General features: G+C 59.6%; 7 protein-coding genes. 3 read left to right on the top strand and 4 right to left on the bottom strand.

Annotated elements, in window-relative coordinates:
- Positions 1-253 precede the first annotated feature (253 nt).
- Positions 254-6,208, top strand: coding sequence for an NEL-type E3 ubiquitin ligase domain-containing protein (locus QRN38_RS08190; RefSeq protein WP_057417986.1), 5,955 nt, complete (start codon positions 254-256; stop codon positions 6,206-6,208).
- Positions 6,209-6,265: 57 nt separating this feature from the next.
- On the opposite strand, the gene QRN38_RS08185 is transcribed toward QRN38_RS08190, so the two are convergent.
- Entirely contained in the window at positions 6,266-7,012 is a 747-nt protein-coding gene (locus QRN38_RS08185; protein WP_005765900.1) for a tellurite resistance TerB family protein, read from the bottom strand.
- A 293-nt stretch (positions 7,013-7,305) separates the two neighbouring features.
- Between QRN38_RS08185 and QRN38_RS08180 the strand changes: the two genes are divergently transcribed.
- Complete coding sequence (locus QRN38_RS08180; RefSeq protein ID WP_057417985.1) at positions 7,306-9,393, top strand: hybrid sensor histidine kinase/response regulator; 2,088 nt, start codon at positions 7,306-7,308, stop codon at positions 9,391-9,393.
- Between the two features lie 63 nt (positions 9,394-9,456).
- Here QRN38_RS08180 and QRN38_RS08175 read toward each other — a convergent pair whose 3' ends face one another.
- The 3 genes from QRN38_RS08175 to QRN38_RS08165 form a co-directional block, all read right to left on the bottom strand.
- Positions 9,457-10,563: an NADH:flavin oxidoreductase/NADH oxidase gene (locus QRN38_RS08175; RefSeq protein ID WP_054091152.1), complete on the bottom strand. Its 1,107-nt coding sequence runs from the start codon at positions 10,561-10,563 to the stop codon at positions 9,457-9,459.
- 114 nt (positions 10,564-10,677) lie between these two features.
- A complete protein-coding gene (recJ, locus tag QRN38_RS08170; protein WP_057417984.1) occupies positions 10,678-12,387 on the bottom strand; it encodes a single-stranded-DNA-specific exonuclease RecJ in 1,710 nt (569 codons plus the stop codon).
- Positions 12,388-12,460: 73 nt separating this feature from the next.
- Positions 12,461-13,003, bottom strand: a complete 543-nt coding sequence (locus QRN38_RS08165; RefSeq protein ID WP_003377703.1) for a YaeQ family protein — start codon at positions 13,001-13,003, stop codon at positions 12,461-12,463.
- 333 nt (positions 13,004-13,336) lie between these two features.
- Here QRN38_RS08165 and QRN38_RS08160 point away from each other — a divergent pair, with 333 nt between their 5' ends.
- Entirely contained in the window at positions 13,337-14,176 is an 840-nt protein-coding gene (locus QRN38_RS08160; protein WP_057417983.1) for a TIGR02285 family protein, read from the top strand.
- Positions 14,177-14,225: the final 49 nt, after the last annotated feature.

The following is a 14,225-nucleotide window of genomic DNA, read 5'->3' as shown; positions in this document are numbered from 1 at the left end:
TTCAACGACGGCGTCGGGCCGTGTTCAAGAAGCGGACCGACGAACGGTCCAAGCGGCGTGAGTATAGCCCAGCCATTGGCAGGCAAGCGGTCCATACACAGATGAACATCATGCGCCTGCCGATAACCGAGCCTCACTGCCCTTTTTGTCGGCCAGCGCCAACACTACTTGAGCGCCCATACATAGTTACCACTTGCAGGCCGGATCACAAACGTAAGCTTTGTCGACTATTCATTCATGACAAGGCAGTCCAATGCTAGATCCATCCCTGGCGGGCATTGCTCCAGCAAACCCGCACGTGCAACTTATAGAAGACCACTCGCCTGACTGGCTGCTTGAGGCAGAACCCGCCACTCATGCGGCCTTGCGCAAGGCGTCCGCTGTCGCGCCGCAATGGCTGGCCAACGCACGCGAGTCCAGCCCCGAACAGGTCGCGGCATTGCAACGCCTGTACGCCGAACACCGCGAGAACGAACAAAAGGTCCGCCCGACGCTCGATCGTCTGTCCACGCTTGAAGACTTTGCCAGGCCCTTGCTGACGGCAGCCATCAACGAGCGCTTCGGCGTAGACGTGGATGTTGACAAGACCTGGCTGTTCCATGCGGGCCGGGCAACGGTCGACCAGTCGTTCATTTCGGCCTCCAAAGACCCGCTGGCCCAAGCCAGCATCGCCCTGAGGGCCGCCACCCAGAGCCTGCTCAAGGCGGCGTTGCAAAATTTCGAGGCCTGGGAAACAGCAAACGGCGCGATGGACTCGGACTCCGGCATCAAGGCCGCGGTGTTTTCCGCATATGAAATCATCGGTACGCAGATGACCGGCAAGTCGGTACCGATCTCCCCCACCGGGTTTGCAGCGCTGTGCCGTGAACTGGACCTGGGCGGCAAGTATCAGACGCACCTCGAATCCGCATTCAGTACGCCTGCGACACCAGGAGAAACGGCCGACAGGATCCGCGACAACTTCATACATCTGGAGTCGTCATCCATCAGGCTTCAGTTACAAATAGCCACGTTGAAGGGGCTGATCAGCCAGCCGCTACATGACGCGGTACTGGACATTGTTGCGGGCAAGCGCAACGTTCAACTTGATAACCTGCCCGTGAAGTGCAGCGTGCTGCGCTTATGGGATGTCGAACTGACCGGCATTGTGGTGTTTGGCAAAGACCGCGAAGTGGCCACTCAGGTGGAAAAAATCGTCGTTTATATACCCGACGATCCCATTGCGCCGCTGAAAGAATATGACTCGGCTGAAGCATTCCTGAGTTCATTGCGCGACCGGATGTTCGTTGACGGGTACCTGAACTTCTTGCAGCGTTTCATTCCGGCGCGACACCGAAGTAAGCTATATGGAAAATTGCTTGAACGCCTGCACCCCAAGGTCAAGAAAGGCGGTTTCTTCGAAGGCCAGTGGTTAGAACAGGAAGCAGACCGAAACGCCCGGCTGGACCTGAGAGAAACCCCGCTCGGCGGCGTGTTGCTCGACAACCTGCACGATCGCAAGCGTGCCGCCCTGCGCGACGACGCATTGTTCCACGGCGTGCCCACTGCGGCAGAGGACCAAAAGACCTTCGACGAGCGTGTGCAGTATTTCAAGGACACTGCATTCAATGTGCTGAATATCGCAGCCTTCGTCGTCCCCGGGCTGGGCGAAGTCATGCTGGCCGTGACAGCTGCGCAACTGATCCACGAAGTGTATGACGGCGCACAAAGCTGGGCGCATGGCGAACGACAGCAGGCCTTTGCCTACCTGTTCGATGTAGTAGAGAACATCGCATTGATGTCAGCCCTGGGCGCAGCCGTGGCCAGTGGTTCGGGCATTCCAGCCGTGCAGGTGCCTGAGTTCGTCAGCAGTCTGCAGGCGGTGGAGCTGCCGGACGGCGCGACGCGGCTTTGGAAACCGGACCTGTCACCGTTCGCCCATGACATCGTGCTGCCGAAGGGTTTGCAGCCCGATGAACTGGGCCTCTACCACTGGCAAGGCAAACAGTGGCTGCCTGTCGACGGGCAGACCTATTCGGTCAAACCGGCGGCAACCGACGGCGATTATCTGATCGAGCACCCTACCCGGACCAACAGCTATCAGCCGGCCTTGCGGCATAACGGCGCGGGAGCCTGGCTGCATGAACTTGATCGGCCACTGGAGATGGAGGGCCTGACCCTGTTTCGGCGGCTTGGGTACTCCAGCGAAGCGTTTTCCGATGTCACGGCGCGACGCATCCTGCGCGTCAGTGACACAACCGAATCAGTCATGCGCCGCGCACTCCATGAGCAACAACCCGCGCCTGCACTGCTGGAAGACACTGCACGCCGGTTCAGGCTGGATCAGCAAATCGATCGCGTCATCGAACAGATGGAAGCCGGTGACATCCACGCGGACGCCTCCCTCCAGCTGGATTTGCTGAGTCAGGAACCCGCCTGGCCCGGCAATCGTGCGCTGGTGCTGGTGGATGGCGACGGCAACACCCTCGGTACATTTCCACCGGCACGCCAGGCTACTCCCGATAACGTTCTGCGCATTCGTGCCGACCAGCCGGACGCGCTGCGCCAGGCGCTTGAAGGCTTAAGCAATAACGAGATCAGAACCCTGCTCGATGAAGAGTTCGGCGCAGGCCAGCTCGGCATGTCGCCCAGGTTGACCACGCTGCGGACCCGCCTGGTTGCCAGCGCCCGAAGGAGCAGAGCCTGGCTGTTTGAATCCCGTTACCGCACACTGAAAATCGGCGATGTGGACGGCACTCCAACCCTCCAGAAAGCCTTTGGCGGGCTGCCTCCCATGGTTGCGCAAGAGCTTGCCAGCCACGCATTGCCTGCGGAACGGGTTCAGCTTGTAAAAGATCACCGCGTACCGTTGCGAATGGCCGAGGAAGCCACTGCTTATCTGCGAAAGACACGTTTGGCACGTGCCTACGAAGGGCTTTACCTGACGTCGGTTTCCAGCGCCGATAGCGAGTGTCTTGCCCTTCACAGCCTTGAGGCCCTGCCGCAATGGCCAGCACAGGTCCGACTGGAAGTCCGCAATCGTTATTTCAGCGGTGCATTGATCGACAGCATCGGCCCGCAGGACGCTCCGATTCGCAAAGTGCTGATCAGCGATGGCAGCCGTTATGAAGTCCGTGACGCTGACGATCAGCACCTGCATGGCCTGGACGACCTCTATGCGTCCGTACTCCACGCCTTGCCGGATGCCCAGCGCAGCCAGTTGGGTTTTCCCCATGCAGGTCAGGGGCAGGACCTGAAGAGGCTGGTTCAGGAAAATCCTTTATCCCGTCAGAAACTCGCACCCTTGCTGAAAATGCAGGCTATCAAGCCTGGCTCCAGATCGCCCATGCGCTTGGCCGACGGCCGCCTGGGTTACCCGTTGAGCGGACGCGGCAGGATCGACTGGTACACGACCGACGAAAGCCTGCTGGACAAGATCCGCACGCTGGAGCTGGAAGATGCCTTCCCGGAAGACATTCTCAACCGCCTGCGCCACACCGGCTGGGACAACAGGGCCATCGATGATCGACTCAACACGCTGCTGGGCGAACAGCTGGATCTGCGTGCAAGCCTTATCGTCTGGACCGATGAAGTCACTACATTTCTACAGATGAGCCAGGCACATGTGGACAGTCGAGAGCGCATCAGTGAGGCCATCTGGAGCCACTGGCGCCTCAACAATCTGCCCGAGATCGGGCGTACGTTCGAGCCGCTGCGGTTGCAGTACGTGTCTCTGACGGATTTCCCCCGACACTTGCCGGACTTCGTCTATAACCGCGTCACCGGGTTGCACCTGGAAAACATCTCGATTGAAACCCGAGTACGTCCCGGCGTTGAGAGCACAACGCCTGCCGAGCCGAATCTGCCCCGGCAATTGACCAACACGTTCGAGCTGGGGCATTTCCTGCGACGCTTCCCGCAGGTGCAATCACTGAACCTGGTCAGTGAGCCCAGCGCAGGGCTCGACCCTGAAACCTCGACATTCATCAACCTGCCCCAGCAAATATCCAGCGTGCTGCCGCAGCTCACCGAGCTGGGGCTGATCAATCAGGGTATCTTTCTCGATCAGCCGCAGATGAGTCACTTTCGCGATATGCCTGCTCTTAGAACGCTGGACCTCAGCGGCAATCGTCTGGTCAGCCTGTTGCCTATGGACCTTGGCTGGCTGCGTCTCGATCGACTGGTGCTTGAGCGGGTCGGTATGTACCGTTGGCCTTCATGGCTGACTGACATGATCCCGAGCAATATTCGTGAGCTTTCGGTGGCTCACAATAACCTGACCGAACTGCCTGGCTGGATTCTCGACAACCCGCCCAGCCTGGAACATCAGACGCTGATCGACTTGCGCGGTAACAGTCTGTCCCGGCACACCGCAATACAGGCGCGCATCAACGAGGCAGTTTCCGGCCGCGCCTTCAGGTTTGTCATGGACACCCCGCTCGCGGTGCAGGCCGCGGTGAACATGCAACTGCAGCAGGGCGCCGAGTTGGTAGTGGCGCTTGATCAGTGGACAAATGCGTCAAGCTCACTGGCGATACCGAGCGAGCAGACCATAGCGGCGCGACGCCAGATCGGTTTGCTGCTGATTGATCACTGGCGCACGTTCAGCCTGGGGCATATCCATACGCCGCTGCGCCTGGTCGATATTGCCCTGGCGGATTTTCCCCGACAGTTGCCGGACTTCTTCTGTCGTCAGGTGCGCTACCTGCACCTGAGCAGAGTCACCGGAACAGCGTCTGACCTCGACCAGTTGCTGCGGCGCATGACTGATCTGAATTCGCTGGAAATGAGCGGCCATGTGATACCGCTGACCCGGCTGCCGGAAGCGCTGCTGGAACTTCGCGCACTGCGTTCGTTGTGCCTCAACGATCAGGGCCTGCTTCTCGAGCAACAACACATCGATTTTTTCAGCCGTATTCCGACGCTTGAACGGCTGGAACTCGATGGCAATCGGATAGGTGCCATTACCGACCTCTCCAGCCTCAACTACACCGCCCTCAACTGGCTGTCGCTGAACAATGTCGGGCTGAGCGAATGGCCAACCTGGATCGATGAAATGATTCCGTCGCCCCTGAAAACGCTTCTGCTGGAGGGCAATCTGATCACTGACTTGCCGGAAAACATTCTCGCCAATCCCGCTAGCCAGCATTCGCACACGGAAATAAGCCTGCTGAACAACCCGCTTTCCGAAGCAACCATGCGCAGTGCGCAGATGTCGGAGCGTTACGGACGTGCCTTCACCTTCGACATGGACCTACCGCCCGAACTCAGCGGCATGGACTGGACAGAAAGCCGTGACTCCGACGGGTCAATATCGGATTACATGCCTTCCGACGAGAGCCGCTCTTCCACCCCGGAGCCCGTTACTGTCGAGCCTTGGCTGGAAGAATCGCACCCCATGAGCGCAGAGCGCCGCCAGATCTGGGAGCAACTGGAAGCCGGTGAACACACACGCAATCTTCTGGAGCTGATCGATTCACTGCGTCTCAGCGCCGATTACCGCAACATGGCCAGTCGATCAGCATTACGAGAGCGTGTCTGGACAGTGCTCGCCACCGCGAATCAGGACCCACAGCTGTGCATGACCCTCAACGCTATTGCCGAAGAGCCGCTCAGGCTGTTTCACGATAACGCTACCTGCTCGGACGGCATCGTTCTGGAGTTCAATCAGATGGAGGTGCTGATCTTCACTCGCCAGTCCTTGCAAAACGTCGTTACGGAGCAGCGCGGTGCAACGCTTTATCAGTTGGCTGTCCGTCTTTATAGGTTATCCGAGCTGGACGCGGCTGCTCGCGAACAGGCTGGAGACAGAGACGAGGCGGAAGTCCGCCTGGCGTATCGCGTGCACTGGGCAAGTGCACTGAACCTGCCCGTGCCGCCGGAGCACATGCTGTTCGAGGTCCACGCGCGTATTCGACCGGGGGAACTCGACACTGCCCTGCTTCGCGTGCGGACCGGCGAACAGGGCGAGCCGTTCCTGAGTTTTGCGGCGCAACAGGATTTCTGGGTCAGTTATTTGCGGGAAATTCATGCAGGCCGTTTTGAGGCACTTGAACGCGTCTATCGAACCGACCTGACCCGACTTACCGACGAATTCGAGCGACGTAATATCAGCCTCGACAACCCGGAATACGAAAATCGAATTCAAGAGTTCGAAGCCCGGTTCAAGCAGCAACAGGCCACGCTCATCCGTGAGCTGACCAATGCCGAGGGGCTGGAACACCCTTGACCTGGCATTGTCTCGATGACACGAGAACTGTCCGCAAGCCGATCAGGTACCTGCAGATCACTCGGTGTCTCTGACCTGCCCCTCCAGTTCGGCTTTGAGGCCCGGGTCCAGTTTCAATTGGCGCGCCAGCTCGTCGAGGTAGGCGCGCTCCATGAAATGCTCGTCATCGACCAGCATCACGCTGGCGATGTACATTTCCGCTGCCATTTCAGGCGTGGTCGCAGCGCGGGCCACTTCTGCAGGGTCCAGCGGTTTGTTCAGTTCGGCCTGAAGCCAGTGCTGAAGCGCCTGGTCGTTATTGAGCTTGCTGAACTCGCCCTCGATCAACGCACGCTCGCGCTCATCGACGTGACCGTCAGCTTTGGCTGCAGCAACAAGCGCTCGTAGAATGGCCTGGCTATGCTGCTCGGCTTCAGCCTCGGGCAAGCGGTCGATGGTCTGCGGTTCGCGCTGACCGGTCAGCCCCTGACTGGCCTGCCAGTTGTTGTACGCTTTGTAGGCCAGTACACCCAACGCTGCCAGGCCACCATACGTCAGCACTTTGCCGCCCATGCCACGCGAGCGTTTGCCGCGCAGCAGGCCCATGGCGCCTGCGGCCAGCGCACCACCTCCTGCGCCAGACAACAAGCCACCCAGCCCGCCCGAAGAAGACCCTTTGCCTTTATTGCCGCCGAGCAAGCTGCCCAGACCATTGATCAATGAATCGCTGCCCGACGATTGCTTGCCGGATTTGCCGTTGCTCTTGTCCTGCAGCATGCTTTGGCCAGACTTGAGCAACTGATCGAGTAAACCACGCGTATTCACAGAGAGCCTCCTACAAGGTTAGTCAGATAAGTCATTGACCCGCAGGTTAAAGAGAAGTGACCTGTCGTCCCCTAACAGTATGCTTCCGAATGTTACAGACCCACGTAACGCCCGCTCATCTCCTTGTCCGTCATATCGATAAAACGTGTGCAACCGGCGCCAGTGAAACAGGGTCAATACAAGTATTCGCAGAGTTACCAACAGAACTCACCCGCATAGATGGTTTGGCCAGGTAAGCACAGTCATATGAATGCTTTTGCATCCAGAAGCAGTCCGTCAGGAGCTTGCCTCACGTGATATCCCCAATTGATTTTCCGGCAGGTGCAAGCAAGGCGGCCGGGATTATTCGATCAAAAGACTGGAGCCCGACGTCACTCGGGCCAATCGAACACTGGCCAGCAGCGCTGAAAAGCACCCTGAATCTGCTCCTCAACTCGCCGGAATCGATGTACCTGCTTTGGGGACCAGAGCTGGTGTTTTTCCATAACGACGCTTACGCACCCATTCTTGGCCCGCGCCAACGTGGGGCAATCGGCTCGCCGGTTGCCGAGCTGTGGGCTGACGTCTGGGATCAGGTCGCACCGCTGGCCGCCAATGCGCTGGCTGGTACGCCGTGTCGCTACGTGGACATGCCCCTGAGCATGGCGCGTTTTGGCGAAGTCGAGCAGACGTGGTGGTCATTTTCCTTCTCGCCGGTGATCGACGAGAACGGTGTTATCACTGGGGTTTTCTGTATCACCAACGAGACCACTCAGCATGTTCTCGACCACCACGCGCTGCGCGACAGCGAACGCAAGCGTCAGGAGTTGATCGACAAGCTGGTCAGGCAGGAACGGCAACAGACTGCAAGGCTTAAACAACGCACGCTGGAGCTGAACACATTCTGGGAGATGTCGCCCGACCCACTGGCAATACTCGATTTCAACGGCATGTTTCTGCGGGTCAATCCAGCCTGGACGGCGATCCTCGGGCGCACGGAACAGGAACTGGCGGGCAGCTCGATCATGACCCTGCTGCACCCGGACGACGTCGGCAATACCCGGAGCGCGCTGAAACGCACGGTGAATCAGGTGCTCCCGCTGTTTGAGAACCGCTATCAACATGTGGACGGGACGTATCACTGGTTCGGCTGGACTGCTGCACCCGGCAATGGAATCATTTTCGCACTGGGCAAACACCTGACCCACGAGAAGCAACGCATCGAGGCCCTGCACATTGCCGAAGAAGCGCTGCGTCAGTCGCAGAAAATGGAAGCCGTCGGCCAGCTCACCGGCGGCCTGGCACACGACTTCAATAATCTGCTGATGGGCGTGACCGGCAACATGGAGCTGCTGCTGTCGAGGATTCGCCAGGAACGCTTTACCGGGCTGGACCGCTACATCAATGCAGCACTGGAGGGCTCCAGGCGCGCGGCGTCTTTGACCCATCGACTGCTGGCCTTCTCGCGCCGCCAGACCCTGGCCCCCAAAGCTACTGATGTCGATGTGCTGATTGCCGGCATGGATGAGCTGATCAGGCGCACCGTAGGCCCGGCCATCGACATGCAGGTGGTTGCGTCACGCGGCCTGTGGTCGACGCTGGTTGACCCGCATCAACTGGAAAACTCGCTGCTCAATCTGTGCCTGAATGCCAGGGATGCGATGCCTGATGGCGGCCGATTGCTGATCCAGACTGCCAATCGCCATCTGAATGCATCTGCGGCGACTCAATACGAGCTGCCCCCCGGCCGGTACGTGGAGTTGTCTGTCACCGATACTGGCACCGGCATGGCGAAAGAGGTTATCGACCGCGCCTTCGATCCGTTTTTCACGACCAAGCCGACGGGCATGGGCACCGGCCTGGGGTTGTCGATGATTTACGGATTTGCGCGACAATCCGGCGGTGGCGTGCGCATCGGCTCGACCCTCGGGGAAGGGTCACGCATATGCATCCTGCTGCCGATGCACGAAGGCGATGCAGAATCGGTCGCACTGGATGACGGTCTGTTGACGATTGCGCCGCAAAGCGCGGGTGACGAGACCATTCTGGTCGTCGATGACGAACCGGCGGTACGCCTGCTGATCGCCGAACTGCTTGAGGACCTGGGTTACGCCGTGTTGCAGGCCGAACGGGGCGCCGACGCCCTGGTCGTCCTGCAATCTAAGGCGGCCATCGATCTGTTGATTACCGACGTCGGCCTGCCGGGCGGCATGAATGGTCGTCAGGTTGCCGATGCGGCCAGAGAGGTACGACCCGACCTGAAAGTCCTGTTCGTGACCGGTTACGCTGAAAACGCCGCGTTAGCCCACGACACCCTGGAACCGGGCATGCACGTGCTGCCCAAACCGTTTGCCATCGCCGAACTGATCGGGCGTGTGACCGAGTTACTGGAAAGCGAGTGACAAAAAACCGAGCGCTTTGCGGCGCTCGGTTTACGGTTGTCACGACATCATTCAGTTTGATGATCAGTCGCGCAAATCAGACTCATGAATCGGCTGATCGCGATGGGTCGCGCGCTGGTACTGCGCAGGCCACGTCGCCAGGCGTCCACCCAGATCCTCATCGGCACGCAGCGGCCAGTACGGGTCACGCAACAGCTCTCGTGCCAACAGAATGATGTCGGCCTGGCCCGTACGCAGAATATGCTCTGCCTGGGCAGGATTAGTAATCATGCCCACCGTGCCTGTGGCAATGTCGGACTCCTTGCGCACGCGCTCGGCAAACCGCGTCTGATAGCCCGGGCCTACCGGGATTTCCGCGTTGGCCGACGTTCCGCCCGACGACACATCGATCAGGTCGGTGCCCAGCGCTTTCAAGCGACGCGCCAGCTCGACGGTTTCATCAGCGTTCCAGCCGTCTTCCACCCAATCGGTGGCAGACACACGGACGAACAAGGGCAGCTCTTCAGGCCACACCGCGCGCACCGCTTCGGTCACTTGCAGGGTCAGGCGAATCCGGTTCTCGAACGAGCCGCCGTACTGGTCGGTGCGCTGATTGCTCAAGGGCGACAGGAACTGGTGCAGCAGGTAGCCGTGCGCAGCGTGAATTTCCACCACTTTGAAGCCCGCGGTCAGGGCACGGCGGGCGGACTCGACGAATGCCTCGATCAGTTCCTTGATCTGCGTTTCGCTGAGTTGCACAGGTGCGGTGTGCTGCGGATCGAAGGCAATAGCCGATGGCCCGACCGGCGTCCAGCCACCTTCATTGAGCGGCACACTACCGTGTTTGCCCAGCCACGGGCGCCAAGTGCTGGCCTTGCGCCCGGCGTGAGCCAGTTGAATACCTGCAACCGCGCCTTGGGCATTGATGAAGCGCGTAATGCGTTGCAGCGGCTCGATCTGTTCATCGTTCCACAGGCCGAGGTCTTCGGGGGTGATCCGACCGTCCGGCGTCACGGCCATCGCTTCGCTCATGACCAGCCCGGCACCGCCCACCGCGCGACTTCCCAGGTGAACCAGGTGCCAGTCATTGGCCAGGCCGTCGACACTGGAATATTGGCACATGGGTGAAACGGCAATGCGGTTGCGCAGGGTCAATTGACGCAGCGTGTAGGGTTCTAACAGCAGGCTCATGGCAACCTCTCGTAATGAAAATTCAGGTGTCCAGGCTCTGTTCACGCTCTGAACAGGTTTTAACAGCCAGTCTGTTGTCGACAACCCGATAACGAGAGGGGTTCCTGCTGATTGTCAGCGTGGCGCGATGTGCACCACCATCAATTGCACGGTTTCGTTGCCGCGAAACTCGTTGAGGTCGAGTTTATAAGCCAGCTCGACCCAGCGAATATTGGGGTTGGGCCAGATGTCGCGGTCGACGCTGAACGCGATACCGTCCAGCCTCACGCTGCCACATTCGGTCTTGAGCACCATCTTCAAATGTCGTTCGCCCACGACGCGTTGCTCGACCAGCTGAAATACACCATGAAACAGCGGCTCAGGGAAATGCTGACCCCAAGGGCCTGCATTGCGCAGGGCGCGGGCCAGCTCCAGGTGAAACTCTTCGACCGCCAGCGAGCCGTCAGACAGCAGGCGCCCGGTAAGGTCCTGTTCATCCAGCTGGCGGCGCACTTCCAGGTCGAACGCCTCGGCAAACGCCGGAAAGTTATCTTCGGGCAGCGAGAGGCCTGCCGCCATGGCGTGCCCGCCAAACTTGCTGATCAAGTGAGGGTGACCCGCGGCCACGGCGTCCAGCGCGTCACGGATGTGAAAACCCGGCACCGAGCGTGCCGAGCCCTTGAGCACGCCCTCCCCGGCACTGGCAAACGCGATGGTGGGCCGGTGGTAACGCTCCTTGAGCCGCGAGGCGAGAATACCGATGACGCCCTGATGCCACTCCGCATCGAACAGGCACAGCCCGAACGGCATGGACTCCAGCGGCAGGTCCTTGAGCTGCGCAAGTGCTTCGCGCTGCATGCCCTGCTCGATGGACTTGCGGTCCTGATTCAGTTCGTCCAGTTGCACGGCCATTTCCCGCGCCCGTGTCGGGTCGTCGCAGAGCAGGCATTCGATGCCCAGGCTCATGTCATCCAGACGCCCTGCCGCGTTCAGGCGCGGGCCCAGAATGAACCCCAGGTCCGTTGAAGTGATGCGCGCAGGCTCACGCCGTGCGACTTCCAGAATCGCGCGCAGCCCGGGGCGGGCGCGGCCCGCACGGATACGCATCAGCCCCTGGTGCACCAGAATGCGGTTATTGGCGTCCAGCGGCACGACGTCAGCGACGCTGCCCAGCGCCACCAGATCGAGCAGTTCGCCCAGATTGGGCTGGGCACGCTGATCGAACCAGCCGGTGTCACGCAAGCGTGCTCGCAGGGCCATCAACACGTAAAAGATCACCCCCACGCCCGCCAGCGATTTACTGGGAAAGGTGCACCCTGGCTGATTTGGGTTGACGATGGCGTCTGCCGCCGGAAGCTCGTGACCGGGCAAGTGGTGGTCGGTGACCAGCACTTGCAAGCCTGCCGCCTTGGCCGCCGCCACGCCCTCGACACTTGAAATGCCGTTATCCACGGTGATCAGCAGCTGCGGCTCGCGCTGCAGAGCTACTTCGACGATTTCCGGGGTCAGGCCGTAGCCGTATTCAAAGCGGTTGGGCACCAGATAATCAACGTGCGCCGCACCCAGCAAACGCAGGCCCAGCACTCCGACCGTACTGGCGGTCGCGCCGTCGGCATCGAAGTCGCCGACGATCAGCATGAGCTGACCTTCACGCAGGGAGGTCACCAGCAGGTCTACAGCTGCATCTATACCTTTGAGCTGCTGATAGGGGATCAGTCGCGCCAGGCTTTTGTCCAGCTCGGCCTCGCATGCCACACCTCTGGCCGCGTACAGACGTGTGAGCAAGGGCGGCAGGTCGCCAAGAAACGGCAAAGTGTCGGGCAACGGACGAGGTTCAATGCGCATGCGGGTCAGCTGATTCTCTTGAGGGTGTCGATTAACGTTTTGTCGCCAGGCAGGCGGTCAGCGCGGGCCTTTATCAGCCGCGCTCGCCTGTCAGCCATTGCAATTGCACTTCATGCTGACCACGGTCGTCAGTCACGAACACCGTGCCTTCGCTGATCATCACATCCCATTTGATGACCCGCGGCATGTCTTTGGCGAGCACTTCCAGCACATCCTGCGGCACTGCCGCGATGTTGACGTTTTTCAGGTTCTTGATCGCCGGGATGACCTTGCCTTCCCAGACGCGCAAGCTTCCGTAGGCAAGCAGGCTGGTGCGCTCGGTGCGACGCGAACACCAGGTCAGGCGATCGGCATCCGGCTGCCCGACTTCGATCCAGTGCAGGACGCGATCATCCAGGCTTTTTTCCCACAGTGCGGGCTCGTCTACATCAGACAGACCGCGACCGAACGCCAGTTGTTCGTTGTACCAGAAGGCGTAGGCCAGCAAACGCACGGTCATGCGCTCTTCGGTTTCCGAAGGATGCCGGGCAATGGTCTGCTTGACGCTCTCATAAACCCCACGATCAAGGTCGGTAAGGTTGAGTTCGAATTTGTAGGTCGTGGACGGCTGGGCCATGAACGGGCTTCTAGAGTCTGGAGGGAAGACGGCAAGTCTAACCGATGCCGGGCCTGTGAACGAACTTGCTCACGCAGACGCCGTGATTGCACTGATGTGCGGGAACAGAAAAATCGATAGTCTGAAACAAAATCCTGATACAAATTAGCCCATGCAGCCATCTGCAGCGAGCAACCGGACTCCCGGCAAGGGGTTGACGGGGCATTTGAATGTGACGCCACTGGCGCAGCGCCACTCAAAGACCTGCCTCCCCACTTCAGATTGTTGACCCCTTTTCGAGGATGACACCCGCGAATGCCCCCTCCTGCCTCGCACTGCACAACGGCTCGATTGATGCTCGCCCTGTCGCTGGTGGCCCTGTCGTGTGCCAGCCAGGCAAAGGAGACGCTGACCTGGCTGATGCGCGACATACCGCCTTCGACGATTTTCTCCGGGACGATGCGCGGGCAAGGTGCCATTGATCAGCTCATGCCTCTGCTGACCGCACGAATGCCCGAATACGACCATGTGTTGATGCGGGTCAACCGTGCCAGAGGCCTGCAAATGCTCAACGACGCCTCGTCACTGAACTGCGATCCCACGATGTTATGGACCGCCGAAAGGGCCAAAACCCTGCTTTTCTCGATCCCTATCGTCGCCATAATCAGCAGTGGCCTGATTGTGCGCAAAGAAGAAATGTCGACGTTCGAGCCCTATATAGCGGATGGCAAAATCAACTTTGCGGCGCTGATGGCCAGCAATGCCATCAAATTGGGCGTGGTTGCCGAACGCAGTTATGGGGAGCTGATCGACCACACGCTGCAAGGCGTCAACGAAAACGCTCTGATAGCGCACTACGGTAACGATGCCACCGGCAGCCTTTTGCAAATGGAGCGCCTGGGCCGTTTGCAGGCCTTTATCAGTTTCTGGCCGGAAGCGCGCTACCAGGCCATGCAGCAAGGCATATCGCCGGATGAGTTGAGTTTTTTACCGATTCAGGGCAATCCGGCCTATCAATTCATTTACATCAGTTGCAGCCATACGCCCGAAGGCGAGCAGGCCATCGCAAAGATCAATCAGCAAATGCGCGAGCTGCGTGAAAGCAGCCTGATGGACTTTTATGCTCAATGGCTGGATCCCTCCCAGCGGGAGAGCTATCTGGAAGACGTCAAGGCGCTGTTCCAGCAACACTGAGCTGGCAAAAAGAAACCCCGAACAGAGGGGTGGCTGTCCGGGGTCAATA

Source organism: Pseudomonas sp. CFBP2511 (assembly GCF_030209255.1).
GTDB classification, from domain to species: Bacteria; Pseudomonadota; Gammaproteobacteria; order Pseudomonadales; family Pseudomonadaceae; genus Aquipseudomonas; species Aquipseudomonas avellanae.
Note: the sequence above shows the minus strand (reverse complement) of the source record. Positions and strands in the feature narration are given on the sequence as shown.